This window comes from Bombella apis, assembly GCF_018221685.1.
Lineage (GTDB): Bacteria > Pseudomonadota > Alphaproteobacteria > Acetobacterales > Acetobacteraceae > Bombella > Bombella apis.
This window is the reverse complement of sequence record NZ_JAGJTM010000003.1, coordinates 235,434-248,916: the sequence shown is the minus strand read 5'-3', so window position 1 is coordinate 248,916 and position 13,483 is coordinate 235,434. Positions and strand designations below refer to the sequence as shown.

At 61.0% G+C, this 13,483-nt stretch carries 12 protein-coding genes and 1 tRNA gene; 10 read left to right on the top strand and 3 right to left on the bottom strand.

What is annotated here, in order from left to right; translation table 11 throughout:
• The first annotated feature begins 44 nt into the window (after window positions 1–44).
• From J8Z04_RS02935 to J8Z04_RS02905, 7 genes are read left to right on the top strand one after another with little or no spacing between them, the layout of a single operon-like run.
• Window positions 45–539: an SUF system Fe-S cluster assembly regulator gene (locus J8Z04_RS02935; protein ID WP_081563234.1), complete on the top strand. Its 495-nt coding sequence runs from the start codon at window positions 45–47 to the stop codon at window positions 537–539.
• Entirely contained in the window at window positions 514–1,995 is a 1,482-nt protein-coding gene (gene sufB / locus J8Z04_RS02930; protein WP_043559895.1) for a Fe-S cluster assembly protein SufB, read from the top strand. The genes J8Z04_RS02935 and sufB overlap by 26 nt, the downstream gene beginning before the upstream one ends.
• Before the next feature lie 3 nt (window positions 1,996–1,998).
• On the top strand, window positions 1,999–2,769 hold the full coding sequence (sufC, locus tag J8Z04_RS02925) for a Fe-S cluster assembly ATPase SufC (protein ID WP_043559896.1): 771 nt from the start codon (window positions 1,999–2,001) through the stop codon (window positions 2,767–2,769).
• Complete coding sequence (gene sufD / locus J8Z04_RS02920) at window positions 2,766–3,965, top strand: Fe-S cluster assembly protein SufD (RefSeq protein ID WP_086431456.1); 1,200 nt, start codon at window positions 2,766–2,768, stop codon at window positions 3,963–3,965. Before sufC ends, sufD begins: the two co-directional genes overlap by 4 nt.
• Window positions 3,958–5,169 carry an aminotransferase class V-fold PLP-dependent enzyme gene (locus J8Z04_RS02915; RefSeq protein WP_192848258.1) on the top strand — a complete coding sequence of 404 codons (1,212 nt, stop codon included), beginning with the start codon at window positions 3,958–3,960 and terminating at the stop codon, window positions 5,167–5,169. Before sufD ends, J8Z04_RS02915 begins: the two co-directional genes overlap by 8 nt.
• Window positions 5,170–5,176: 7 nt before the next feature.
• Window positions 5,177–5,623: an SUF system Fe-S cluster assembly protein gene (locus J8Z04_RS02910; protein ID WP_192848257.1), complete on the top strand. Its 447-nt coding sequence runs from the start codon at window positions 5,177–5,179 to the stop codon at window positions 5,621–5,623.
• Between the two features lie 45 nt (window positions 5,624–5,668).
• On the top strand, window positions 5,669–6,025 hold the full coding sequence (locus J8Z04_RS02905; RefSeq protein WP_043561127.1) for a HesB/IscA family protein: 357 nt from the start codon (window positions 5,669–5,671) through the stop codon (window positions 6,023–6,025).
• 39 nt (window positions 6,026–6,064) lie between these two features.
• On the opposite strand, the gene J8Z04_RS02900 is transcribed toward J8Z04_RS02905, so the two are convergent.
• The 3 genes from J8Z04_RS02900 to J8Z04_RS02890 form a co-directional block, all read right to left on the bottom strand.
• Complete coding sequence (locus J8Z04_RS02900; protein ID WP_154981391.1) at window positions 6,065–7,363, bottom strand: class I SAM-dependent RNA methyltransferase; 1,299 nt, start codon at window positions 7,361–7,363, stop codon at window positions 6,065–6,067.
• Complete coding sequence (locus J8Z04_RS02895) at window positions 7,360–9,663, bottom strand: DEAD/DEAH box helicase (RefSeq protein ID WP_232086337.1); 2,304 nt, start codon at window positions 9,661–9,663, stop codon at window positions 7,360–7,362. Before J8Z04_RS02895 ends, J8Z04_RS02900 begins: the two co-directional genes overlap by 4 nt.
• Before the next feature lie 174 nt (window positions 9,664–9,837).
• Window positions 9,838–10,281 carry a hypothetical protein gene (locus tag J8Z04_RS02890; protein ID WP_043559900.1) on the bottom strand — a complete coding sequence of 148 codons (444 nt, stop codon included), beginning with the start codon at window positions 10,279–10,281 and terminating at the stop codon, window positions 9,838–9,840.
• Window positions 10,282–10,341: 60 nt separating this feature from the next.
• Between J8Z04_RS02890 and J8Z04_RS02885 the strand changes: the two genes are divergently transcribed.
• The 3 genes from J8Z04_RS02885 to tig all read left to right on the top strand — a co-directional run bounded on the left by J8Z04_RS02885 (window position 10,342) and on the right by tig (window position 13,447).
• A complete protein-coding gene (locus tag J8Z04_RS02885; protein ID WP_192848256.1) occupies window positions 10,342–11,820 on the top strand; it encodes an NAD(P)H-hydrate dehydratase in 1,479 nt (492 codons plus the stop codon).
• A 146-nt stretch (window positions 11,821–11,966) separates the two neighbouring features.
• Window positions 11,967–12,051, top strand: a tRNA-Leu gene (locus tag J8Z04_RS02880).
• Between the two features lie 67 nt (window positions 12,052–12,118).
• The gene (gene tig, locus J8Z04_RS02875) at window positions 12,119–13,447 is read left to right on the top strand and encodes a trigger factor (RefSeq protein WP_192848255.1); all 1,329 of its coding nucleotides are present in this window, start codon (window positions 12,119–12,121) and stop codon (window positions 13,445–13,447) included.
• The last annotated feature ends 36 nt before the right edge of the window (window positions 13,448–13,483 follow it).

The window sequence follows — 13,483 nt, the reverse complement described above, 5'->3', positions numbered from 1 at the left end:
GTCTTAAATAGAGAATCATTGATATAGGATGTAGGTTTTTCATTGTGCTGAGACTGTCCAAACTGGCTGATTATGCGACCGTTGTTCTCGTGCGTCTTGGTGTGCGTGGTGATCTGGCCACGGCAGCGTCTTTGGCGCAGGAGACGGGGGTGCCAGAGCCAACAGTTGCCAAACTGTTGAAAGGGCTGGCAGCAGGTGGGCTGGTTGTCTCTTTCCGTGGTGCCCGGGGCGGCTATCGCTTGGCCGAGGAGCTGGCCGACATCTCCGTGGCCCGGGTCATCAGCGTGGTGGATGGTCCCATCTGCGTGACAGCCTGCTGTGATGGCAAGGAATGTGCACATGGTGAGACCTGCGGTCTGTCAGGGCAGTGGGATATGGTCAATGCAGCGGTCCGGCAGGCCCTGGAGACCATCACTCTGGCCGATATGGCCAACCCCGATCTGAAATTCGATCCGTCCTCTGCCACATCGGTGGAAGCGACAATGCATAGGCCTGAGGAACAGGGAGAATGTCATGCCGGCTGTGTCAGAAACCCGTGAAGCGGTCGAGAAACTGGCAAAGTCCAATTACGAATGGGGCTTTGAGACCAATGTGGAGATGGACCTCGCCCCGAAGGGGCTGAATGAGGACATCGTCCGGCTGATTTCTGCCCGCAAGAAAGAGCCGCAGTGGATGCTGGACTGGCGGCTGAAGGCCTTCCGTGCCTGGCAGGACATGAGCGAACCGGACTGGGCGAAGATCAAGCATCCGCCGATCGACTATCAGGACGCCCATTACTTCGCCCAGCCGAAGAAGAAATCAGGCCCGAAGAGCCTTGATGAGGTCGATCCCGAACTGCTCAGGACATATGAGAAGCTCGGCATCCCCCTGCATGAGCAGGAAATGCTGGCCGGCGTGGAAGGGGCAGGGCAGAAGACACCCGTTGCTGTTGATGCGGTGTTTGACAGCGTGTCCGTGGCCACGACCTTCCGCAAGACCCTGGCCGAGGCCGGGGTGATTTTCTGCCCGATTTCCGAAGCCATCATCGAGCATCCCGAGCTGGTGAAGAAATACCTGGGCACGGTCGTGCCAGTGGCGGACAATTTCTTCTCGGCCCTGAACTCGGCCGTCTTTACCGATGGTTCCTTCGTGTACGTGCCCAAGGGGGTGCGTTGCCCGATGGAGCTGTCCACCTATTTCCGCATCAATGCCCGCAATACGGGGCAGTTCGAGCGGACGCTGATCATTGCCGAGGACCAGGCCACTGTTTCCTATCTGGAAGGCTGCACGGCCCCGCAGCGTGATGAGAACCAGCTTCATGCCGCCGTGGTCGAGCTGGTGGCGATGGAAGATGCCTTCATCAAATATTCCACGGTGCAGAACTGGTACCCGGGGGATGAGAACGGCAAGGGCGGCATCTACAACTTCGTGACCAAGCGGGGCATCTGCAAAGGTGATCGTGCCCGCATCTCATGGACACAGGTCGAAACCGGTTCTGCCATCACGTGGAAGTATCCGTCCTGCATTCTGGCGGGGAAGGGTTCTGTCGGTGAGTTCTATTCCGTTGCGGTGACGAACGGACGTCAGCAGGCCGATACGGGTACGAAGATGATCCATCTCGCCCCGGATACACGGTCCACCATCGTGGCGAAGACCATATCCGCCGGACAGTCGGACAGCACCTATCGTGGGCTTGTCCGGATGCAGCCCAAGGCCCGCAACGGTCGGAACTTCACGCAGTGTGACAGCCTGCTGATCGGTGACCAGTGCGGTGCCCATACGGTGCCTTACATCGAGAGCCGCAACATGAGTGCGCGCATCGAGCATGAGGCGACGACATCCAAGATTTCCGAGGACCAGCTCTTCTACTGCCGGTCCCGTGGTTTTTCAGAAGAAGAAGCCGTTGGCCTGATCGTGAACGGTTTCTGCCGGGAAGTCCTCAAGGAACTTCCGATGGAATTTGCTGTGGAAGCACAGAAGCTGCTTCAGATCAGCCTGGAAGGGAGCGTTGGTTGAGCTATGAGTGATTTTCTGAAGATTGAGGGGCTGAAGGCCCAGATCGATGCTGACGGCACCCCCAAGGAAATTCTGAAGGGTCTGGACCTCACGATCCCCAAGGGAGAGGTTCACGCCATCATGGGGCCGAACGGTTCTGGCAAGTCCACGCTCTCCTATGTTCTGGCGGGGCGTGAGGATTACGAGGTGACAGGTGGTTCCGCCCATTTCAAGGGGCAGGACCTGCTGGAGCTGGAGCCGGAAGAACGTGCGGCACTGGGTGTGTTTCTGGCCTTCCAGTCCCCGGTGGAACTGCCCGGTGTCAACAACGCCAACTTCCTGCGGACGGCAGTAAACGCCGTGCGCAAGGCCCGTGGTGAGGAGGAGCTGGATGCCGTGTCCTTCCTCAAGCTGGCACGGGAGGAAACCAGCCGCCTTTCCATGTCCGGCGAGATGCTCAAGCGGGCCGTGAATGTCGGCTTCTCCGGTGGTGAGAAGAAGCGCAACGAGGTGCTCCAGATGCGCCTGCTCAAGCCTTCTCTGGCCATTCTGGACGAGACGGACAGCGGGCTGGACATCGATGCGCTGCGTATCGTGGCGGAGGGTGTGAACTCCCTGCGTGGGCCGGACTTCTCATCACTGGTGATTACCCATCACCAGCGTCTGCTGGAATATATCGTGCCGGACCGTGTGCATGTCATGGCGCACGGACGCATCATCCATAGTGGCGGCCCGGAAGTGGCAACACTGCTGGAAAAACAGGGCTACAAACAGTTTCTTGAGGCGGCAGCGTGAGTGAGAACAGTGCAGCAGCCTGGCAGGCCCTGACGGGGCGTGCCGGAGAGCGTGCAGCCCTGCTGGGAGCGGAAGGGCTGCCAACACGTCGGGTGGAGGCATGGCATTACACGCCACTCCAGTCCCTGAACGGGATTGCCTGGCAGGAGGCTCCAGCCCTTGAAGCCGCCACCGTGAAGCAGCGTGTGGAAGGCCTGAACCTGCCAGAGCATGATGGCCTGCTGGTCTTTGCCAATGGCCGTTTCTGCAAGGAGCTGTCCCACCTGCCAGACTGCATGGACGTGCAGGAATATGGTGACGGTTCTGCCGTGCAGCCGCTGCTGGCGGGGCGTTTCTCTGCCGGTCTGAATGCGGCCCTCCGTCAGCCGGGGGCACGGCTTCATGTTCCGGCCGGGACGGATGCCGGGCTGATCGTCATGGTCAGCCTGACGGAAGGGGATGGCGTGTCCACCCATCTTCATCACAGTGTCACGCTGGATGAGGGGGCGCAGCTGACCCTGCTGGATGTCCAGCTTGGCACGGGGCAGTATCTGACCAATCCGCAGGTGGATGTCCATTGTGCGGACAAGGCGCATCTCAGCCACATCACGCAGCAGGCTGAAAGCCATGAGGCCGCCCGTCTGGCCATTGTCGGGGCCCGTGTGGGTGAGCGTGGCAATTATGACAGCTTCACGCTCAATCAGGGGGGTGTGCTGGCCCGTCAGGAAGTCGTCACCCAGCTGTCTGGCCCGTTCAGCAACACGAACGTCAATGCGATCCAGCTTGTCGATGGTGCCCGGCTGAATGACCTGTCTTCCATGATCCATCATGCGTCACCGGACTGCACGTCCCGCCAGACGGTGCGGAGCGTGCTGTCGGAAAACGGACAGGGTGTCTTCCAGGGGAAGATTCTGGTGGACCGGATTGCCCAGAAGACTGATGGCTACCAGATGAACCAGGCCCTGCTCCTGTCCGAAAAGGCACAGATGAACAGCAAGCCTGAGCTTGAGATTTACGCTGATGACGTCAAGTGCAGCCACGGTGCGACCGTCGGTGCGCTGGATGAAGACCAGCTTTTCTATCTCCGCTCCCGTGGGGTTCAGGAGGAGCAGGCCCGTGACATGCTGGTTCAGGCCTTCCTTCTGGAAACGGTGGAACTGGTGGAGCATGAAAGCCTGCGGGACTATCTGCTGAAAGCGTTGCCCGGCCATGTCTGATAACGTGCGTGCCCGCTTCCCCATCCTGTCCGAAACGGCTCATGGTCGTCCGCTGGTCTTTCTGGACAGCGCAGCCTCTGCCCAGAAGCCGGACTGTGTCATCGAGGCGATGAGCGAAGCGGCACGGCACTGTTACGCCAATATCCATCGTGGTCTGTATGACATGAGCGAACGGACCACGCAGGCTTATGAAGCCGTGCGTGATGATGTGGCCCGGTTCCTCAATGCGGCGGACCGGCGGGAGATCGTGTTTACCAAGAACAGCACGGAGGGCCTCAATCTGCTGGCCCATTCGCTGGGCAGCCAGCTTAGGCCCGGTCAGGCCGTGCTGATCTCCGCTCTGGAGCACCATGCCAACATCGTGCCGTGGCTCATGCTGCGGGACAGGCTGGGCATCGAGCTGCGTGTGGCCCCCATCAATGCGGATGGGGACATCGATCTTGCCGCTTATGAAGAGCTGCTGGGTGATGGCCGTGTTGCGCTGGTTTCCGTCACGCACATGTCCAACGTGCTGGGGACCATCACGCCCGTGAAAAAGCTGGCGGAGCTGGCCCACAGGCACGGGGCGAAAGTCATCGTGGATGGCTCCCAGTCCATCGTCCACCGCAGGGTGGACGTGCAGGCTCTGGGGGCGGATTTCTTCGTCTTTACCGGCCACAAGCTTTATGGGCCTACGGGTGTCGGCATCCTCTGGGGCAGGCTGCCCCTGCTGGAGGAGATGCCGCCTTTTCTGGGTGGAGGGGACATGATCCGCTCCGTCTCGTTCGAGAAGGCAAGCTGGGCCGATGCGCCGCACAAATTCGAGGCTGGCACGCCCGCCATTCTGGAAGTGCTGGGTCTGGGAGCCGCCATCCGTTTCGTGGAGGAGCTGGGGGCAGAGGCGATCGAAGCACATGAGCGTGATCTGGTCGCCTATGCTCGGCAGGTGCTTGAAAAGACGGATGGTGTGAGCATCATGGGAAACCCGGTGGAGCGGGGTGGTGTCTTCTCACTTCAGGTGGAGGGGGCACACCCGCATGATCTTGCCGTGCTGCTGGATCAGCAGGGCATTGCCATCCGGGCCGGGCAGCATTGTGCTGAACCGCTGATGCAGGAGCTGGGCGTGCAGGCAACCGCCAGAGCCAGTTTTGCCATTTATACGACACGTGACGAGATAGACGCTCTGGCCCACGGCATTGAGCGTGCGCGTGCCTTACTTGCGTGAGGATGTCATGACAGAAACAGACGAGCTGAAGAGCAGAGATGAGGCGGTTTCTTCCGCTGTGGAAGAGAACGTTCCCGCCGGGCCGTCTGTTCCGACACGGGAGCAGGCCTATGCGGGGCAGGAGGAGCTTGTTCCTCCCCCCGTGGATGCGCCGCCAAAGCAGGATGAGGTCATCGCCGCCATCGAGACCGTCTTTGACCCGGAGATTCCGGTCAACGTCTACGAGCTGGGGCTGATCTACGCCATCGACCTGCATGATGACGGGCGTGTGGATATTGAGATGTCCCTCACGGCCCCGAACTGCCCGAGTGCGCAGGAGCTGCCCCAGATGGTGCGCTATGCCGTGCTGTCCGTTCCGACCGTGCGGGAAGTGACCGTCAAGGTGGTCTGGGATCCGCCGTGGGACATGAGCCGGATGAGCGACAATGCCCGTCTTGCCCTGAACATGTTCTGATCCTGAATGAACACGCTGGAAACTGAAGATCGGGAGGGTACCCTCATGACAGATACTGCCCCCAAACGCAGCCTGCCACCCCTGATGACCATGACAGACCGGGCCGCCGCCCGCCTGAAGACCCTGTATGAGGGAGCCGAGAAGGGAAAGTTCCTGCGCATCAGTGTGGGCAAGCGTGGCTGTTCCGGCATGTCTTACGAGATGAATTTCGTGCCGGAAGTCCAGAAAGGGGATGAGCGGATCGAGGATCATGGGCTGACCCTGCTGGTGGACAGCAAGGCGACGCTCTTCCTGATCGGCACGGTCATGGATTATGAGGTGAAGGAGCTGGAATCAGGCTTCACCTTCACCAACCCCAATGAGAAGGGCCGCTGTGGCTGCGGGGAGAGTTTCCACGTCTGATGGTGGAAGCAGGCGCAACGTGATGAAGCGGGAGGGAGGTTATCCCTTCCGCTTTTTTTCGGCCTTGCGGATGCGTTTCGGATCTCTGGAAAGAACCAGCACGGTCTCGACATCCGTGGACCAGAGAAACTGGTCGATCACGGTCCATGACAGCACGGCAAAACCGGCCTGCTTCAGGGCGGGGAGTTCTTTTTCCAGCGCAGCTGGATTGCAGCTGACATAGACCACATCCTGCACTTTGGAGCGCAGAAGGGAGGCCAGCTGCTTGCCTGAGCCAGCATAGGGCGGGTCCAGCACGACAACACGGGCCTGATTCAGTTCAGGCGGCAGGAGAGGCTGGCGATTCAGGTCCCGCTCGGAGCCTTCTGCACGGCTGCCGTGGGTAGCGGCACGGAGGGAGGCGATAGCCGCCCTGTCGCCCTCATAGGCCTGCACGAAACCGTGCTGGGCCAGCGGGAAGGTCAGGGTTCCGCATCCAGCATACAGCTCGATGATCCGGTCCTTCCGGTTCAGCGGCGGCAGACCGGCAAGAACGGCTTCACGGATGGCCTGCTCACCTTCCTGACTGGCCTGAAGGAAACTGGCTGGTGGGGGTGAGACCCTGACACCGCCAAAATGATGGAAGACCGGCCCCGTCTGTGCAGCCGTTTCCATCATCCTGCCGGGAGCCGGACGCCATGTGATGCGTGGAATCCCATGGTCCCGTGCAAAAGCGGCCAGTTTTTCCCTGTCAGAACCACTCAGGGGAGCGGGTGTCTCCAGCGTCAGGTCCGGGCCGCTGTCCAGAAGGTTGATGGCCAGATTGCCACGCCCTGTCAGGGCACCAAGGGAGGAGAGGCACTCACGGAGTGGAGGAAGCAGCTTCAGCAGTTCCGGGCGGATGAGGGGACATTCCGTCATGTCCACCGGGTCACCACCCCGTTGATGCAGCCCGAGAATGATGCCCCCTGGTACCCTTTGCAGGGCTACGTCCAGCCGCTGGCGGCTGTGAGGGGGCGTCTGGTACAGGGCAGGTTCTGGCAGGTCCGTAAAGCCGCTTCTGTTCAGGGCACGCTGGACCTGATCCTTTTTCCACTCCAGCAGGGCGGTCTGGTCCATGTGCTGGAGGGCACAGCCGCCGCAGAGGTCGGACAGGGAGCAGGGCGCTTCTACCCGATGGGGGGATGTGCTTTCCCGCTCCAGAAGTTCCGCTTCGCCGTCATGGAATCGCAGATGCAGTTGCTCGCCCGGCAGGGTTCCGGGAATGTACCAAGCCCGCCCCTCATGACGCACCATCCCGTCTCCCGAACGGCCGAGCTGTTCGACAGTGGCGTGAATCTGCGTGGACGTTTCCATCATGAGTCGGACGGATCACGTGGTTCCGGCAGGAAGCTGACCTTCATGAAAGCAGGTACATTCTCGCCAAAGCCATCCTGCATCCCGTTCTTTTCCGGTACGGGCGGCAGCAGTTCGGCTCGGCCGGACCGCTTGTGGTCATGCTTGCGGGCTTCCGGCAGAGGATCACGCTCCGGCTGCTTCTTGCGGGCCGGACGGTCTTCCTGCTTCGGTTCGGCAGTTTTCCTGTTTCTGCCATTCCGCTGCTGACCCTTGCTCTCATCCTTGGCGGAGGCAGGGGAAGCATCCTCCTCTCCACGCCATTCAAGATGGCGGAAGCCTTTTACAGTCAGCGGCTCGATCGTCTTGCCCGTCAGGCTCTCGACGGCCTCGAGCAGCTTCTGCTCATCAGGTGTGGCCAGACTGTAGGCCTTGCCTTCCTTGCCGGCACGGCCCGTGCGGCCAATACGGTGGACGTAATCTTCCGCATTGAAAGGCAGGTCATAGTTGAAGACATGGGACAGCCCGCCAATGTCAATGCCACGGGCCGCCACGTCGGAGCAGACGAGAATCTGGAGATCACCTGTGCGGAAGCGCTCGAGGGTTTCGAAACGCAGGTCCTGCGTCAGGTCGCCATGCAGGTGGCCGACAGAGAATTTCTGCCGTGTCAGATGGCGTTCCAGTGTGTCCACGTCACGCTTGCGGTTGCAGAAGATGATGGCGTTCTGCACGTCATCCTGCCGCAGCAGGGCGCAGAGGGCACGGCTCTTGTCCTTCTTCTCCACGACCAGCAGGCCCTCGGTAATGGTGCTGGCAACGGAGGACTGGCGGGCGACGGTGATTTCCTTGGGACTGTTCAGGAAATTGTCGGCCAGACGGCGGATCTCCGGAGCCATGGTGGCGGAGAAGAAAAGGGTCTGGCGCCGTCTGGGCAGCAGGCTCACGATGCGCTCAATATCGGGAATGAAGCCCATGTCCAGCATACGGTCGGCCTCATCAATGACGAGAAGGTCAGTCTGCGTCATCAGCAGTCCGCCCCGTTCGAACATGTCGAGCAGCCGCCCCGGGGTGGCGATGAGGACGTCCACGCCACGGTTGAGCAGTTCCTTCTGCTCGTTCATCTTGCCGCCACCGATCAGCAGGGCGTGGGTGAGGCGCAGATGCGCCCCGTACTGCTTGAAGTTCTCGGCAACCTGGAGGGCAAGCTCACGGGTGGGTTCCAGAATGAGCGAACGGGGCATCCTGGCCCGGGCTCGGGATTTGGAGAGCTTCTCCAGCATCGGCAGGGTGAAGGAGGCCGTCTTGCCGGTGCCAGTCTGCGCCACGCCAAGGACGTCACGCCCGGTCAGAATCTCTGGCACGGCCTGTGCCTGGATGGGCGTGGGATGAGTATAGCCCATTTCCTCCACGGCCCGGAGGATCGGTTCGGAAAGACCAAGATCGCTGAAGAGGATACGGCTTTCCGAGCCGGTCTCGGTGGGTGTTCCCTCAGCTGGTTTTTCTGCCTGCGGCTCAGCCGTTTCTGCTTCAGCCTTCTTCGCTCTTTTCCGGCGAGGCTTGGCTGGTGTGGCGGATGCCTTGTCTTCCGTTCCGGCTGGTGCGGCGCTGCCTGCCGTGGTTTCGACCGTTTCTTCAGCAGCTTTCCGACGGGTGGAAGGGCGGCGTGTTGGAGGGGTAGCCGACTCTTCGTGGTCGTCCACGGTTTCCGTGGCCGGTGTGGCTTCGGCCGTCTTTTTGCGGCGTGTGCGAGGCGTTGCCGGTTTTTTTTCCGGGACGTCGGCTTTGGCAGTTTCTGTTTCGGCTGTTTTTCTGGTGCGGGTAGTCGCCCTGCGTTTGCGTGCGGGGGGAGCTTCCTCACTCCCGGCAGCTGCTGTGGGGTCTGCCGGGGCAGATGCTTCCTCAGCAGTGGCAGCCTTGCGGCGGGTGGGCTTTACTGTTTTCTTTGCCGGAGTGGAGGCGCTGCTTTCTGTCGCCTCATCTGGGGAGGGAGCATCTTCTGGCGTGGGTTTCACGCTGCGGCGGCGCATCGTGCGCTTGGGTTTCTCGGCAGGCTCCGCAGCCTCAGCAGCCGGGGCTGTCTCATCAGCAGCCGTGGCGGCTGGAGTCGTGGCTTTCTTCCTGGTACCGGCTGCCGTGCTGCGGCGTCGTGTGGCTGGCTTGCGGGCGGCAGTGGTGGTGTCATCCTGCACAGTATCGTCCGCTGGCTGTTCCGTCCCGGTTTCTGTCCCGGTGCGGGGTGTCTTCGTGCGGGGAGTGGACGTTTTCCGCACGCGGCTGGTGCTGCTGCGGGTCTTGGACGGACCAGAGGATGGTTTACTGCTCAAATGACTCTCGGAATGTTTCTGTTACAGGGCAGGCTGCCCGGCAGCCTGTCGGGCAGATGAAAGGCAACCGGAGAGGAAGGGTATCAGCCTCTCCGGTTCGTTAATATCCGTTATCGTCAAATGCCGTTTTTGGCAAGGTAATAGGCGGTCGCTCACAGTGAAGAGAGCTGGATGTCAGGCGCCGCCACCAAGAGCACCGGCGATGATGGCGATGATGCCTGCCAGCGCCATGAGGGCTGCCCGCCGATGCAGGGAGCTGAAAAGCTGCGGCTGAGGGCGGATGGCACGCCGTGCTGCCCGCAGTGGGCCGAAAAGCATGCTCAGGAAAATGACGATCATCACCAGCCCGCAGAAGGCCATGAGGTGGAACGGCCAAGGCAGATAGGCGCCTGCATGGATGATGAGGGCGATTCCGCTGAGGACAGCCACAGGGACGACGTGGCAGAGCGCCTTGAGATAACGGCCATAGGTCTGAAGCAGAACCGTGTTGGCCTGCTGTGCTTCCAGCAGGCGGACGCTGCGGCGGGACTGGAGGCAGAAGATGGCGCCACCGACCCAGTAGGTGATGCAGAGGAGATGCAGGGCGAGGATGAGCCCCCAGAGAATGGAACTGGTCATGGTCAATCCGTAACGTGTAACTGAGTGATTGGCCACGTCTTATAGAGGGAAGATTCCATTATGTCCTGTTTTCCGTATCAGGAAGCCCTGTCGCAGGTTCTTCTGGCTCCTGAGGATACACGGCGGATGGATCATGTCATGGCATCGACTCTGCCTGTAATCATGGAGAGAGCTGGCATGATGGCTGCCCGGGCTGTCTGCCAGCATGTCCGGCCCTGCCGGGCTCTGGTGGCCTGTGGGCCAGGGAACAATGGGGGCGATGGCTATGTGCTGGCCCGTCATCTGGCTGAGCGTGGCTGGCCTGTGTCCGTGGCGGTGCTGCATCCGTCTGAGCCTGACAGTCTGGCTGACAGGATGGCAAAGCGCTGGCATGGGCCGGTGGTGGCTTTCACGCAGGAGGAGGCCCGACGGGCTGATCTGGTGATTGATGCCGTATTCGGTGCTGGCATGAACCGGTCCCTGCCGGAATGTGTCGAAGATTTCTTTGCTGCGGCACGGCAGATCATTGCCATTGACGTTCCATCTGGTCTGGACGGTGCTACAGGGGCGTGTTCGGGGCGTGTGGCAGCCTGCCGGATGACCATTGCCCTGATCCGCAAAAGGCCGGGCCATCTGCTGGAACCAGGGCGGTCGCTCTGTGGTGAGGTTGTCTGCGTCGATCTGGCGGCGCCTGCCGCTGCCATGATCCAGATGGAGAGTGTCCGGCTGTGGGAGAATGCACCGGGTTTATGGCGGCTCCCGGCGCAGAGGCCTGGGGACCACAAATACAGACGGGGCGTGGTAAGCATCTGTGGTGGTGCTGCCATGCACGGTGCCGCCTTGTTTGCGTTCGAGGCAGCCCGGCATGTCGGTGCCGGGCTTGTCCGCCTTACGGTGCCAGCCGAGGCTGCCACGCTGTACCGACTCGCTTCACCGGCTGCTATTGTGGATGCACAGCCCATGGAGCAGGCGCTGGAGGATGAGCGCCGGCACGTCTGGGTCTGTGGCCCCGGCCTGTGTCTGGAGGAGGTGGAGCGGACACTGCCATGCCTTCAGAAGTCTGGTCGAACAATCGTGGCTGATGCCGGTGCGCTGTCATGGGCGGCCGGGCACCCCGAGCGACTGAAGGGGGTTTCCGTCATGACGCCGCACATGGGTGAGTTTTCCCGCCTTTTCGGGCAGGTGGAGGGGAGCCGTCTGGAGGCCGCACGGCGGGCTGCAGCCCGGTTGGGTGTCGTGGTTGTTCTGAAGGGAGCTGATACGGTCATTGCGGCTCCGGATGGCCGTTCGTCCATCAACGTCCACGCCACGCCAGCTCTGGCCATTGCCGGGGCAGGGGATGTGCTGAGTGGGCTTGTCGGGGCCTTTCTCGCCGCAGGGCTGCCCGCCTGGGAGGCTGCTGCGGCGGCTGTCTGGGTTCATGGTGAGGCAGGACGGCGTGCTGCCCGCAGGAAAGCAGGCTGGATCGTACCGGAAGACCTTTTTGGAGAGCTGGGGGCGGCCCGGCATGCGGCTTCCAAGAGGCCTGAAGGGGACAGTGTGTGCGTGAGGGCAGAATAACAGGACCGCCCATGGCAGAAATGACATCTTTGCAAAGAGAAACCCTTGCCGATGCCTGTCTCATGCGCTAAATCCGCAGACTGATGAAGGGTCCGTGCCTGCCTGTCAGGGGGTGCGGATGCTGGAGAACAGGTCGTATGGTTCATGCGGGCGTGGTGAAATTGGTAGACACGCCAGATTTAGGTTCTGGTGGCGCAAGCTGTGGGGGTTCAAGTCCCTCCGCCCGCACCAAGGCAGTCTCCTCCTGAGTACAACAATGTCGATGATCCCCTTGTCATAGAGAAGGAATAGCGGTTTCATGCAGGTTACGCCCACACTCACCGAAGGCCTGAAGCGGTCCTTCACCGTAGTTATTCCCGCTGCTGACCTGCAGGGCCGTTGCGATGCCCGTCTGGCTGAAGTGGCTCGTGATGTGAAGCTTCCCGGCTTCCGCCCGGGCAAGGTTCCGGCCTCCGTCGTCAAGCAGCGCTTTGGTGAATCCGTCCAGGCGGAAGTGACGGAAAAGCTGGTGCAGGAGAGCGTGAAGTCCCTGCTGGAAGAGCGTGACATCCGCCCGGCCATGCAGCCGAAGGTTGAGATCGTTTCTGGTGGAACTGAGGGCAAGCCCTTCGAATTCACGCTGGAGATGGAAATCCTGCCGGAAATCCCGACCCCGGACATGGCAGGCACGAAGCTGACCCGCTACAGTGCCAAGGTTGCTGATGAGGTTGTGGACAAGGCTCTGGCCGAGGTTGCCCAGCGCAACCGCAAGTTCGAGACGGTGGATGAGAACCGTCCGGCTGGCAAGGGTGATGTGCTGAACGTCAATTTCGTTGGCAAGAAGGATGGCGTGCCGTTTGATGGTGGCACGGCCGAGGATGTCAATGTCGAGATTGGCGGTGCTGGTTTCATTCCCGGTTTTGCCGAGCAGATGGAAGGCATGAAGCCGGGTGAGGAACGCACGATCACGGTGACCTTCCCGGAGAATTACCAGGCCAAGGAGCTCGCTGGTCAGGAGGCTACATTCGAGATCAAGGCTAATGCGCTGAAGAAGCCGGTCGATCCGACGATTGATGATGAGTTTGCCAAGTCTCTGGGGCTGGAGGGCGTCGAGCAGATGCGCAAGCTGATTGCCGAGCAGGCAGAGGGCGAGTACAAGCAGCTTTCCCGTATGCGCATCAAGCGGGACCTGCTGGACATCCTGTCCGAGAAGGTTGACTTTGAGGCACCGCAGAGCATGGTGGATGCCGAGTTCGGCCAGATCTGGAGCCGTATCGAGGCTGAGCGCAAGAATGGCAGCCTTGATGAGAAGGATGCTGCCAAGGATGAGGAAACCCTGCGGGCCGACTATCGCAGGATTGCCGAGCGCCGTGTGAAGCTGGGTCTGCTTCTGGCCGAGCTTGGCCGCAAGCAGGACATCCAAGTCTCGCAGGAAGAGCTGCTCTCTGCCATGCAGCAGGAGGCTCGCCGTTACCCGGGGCAGGAGCAGGCCGTGTTCGAGTTCTTTACGAAGAATCCTCAGGCCATCGATACCCTGCGCGGGCCAATCCTTGAGGATAAGGTCGTCGATTATCTGATCGAGCTGGCTGAAGTGACCGACAAGGAAGTGACGGCAGAGGAACTGGCCAACATTCCGGATGCTGACTGATTGCTGCATCTGAGGAAGGAAGGGGCAGCAGCCGCT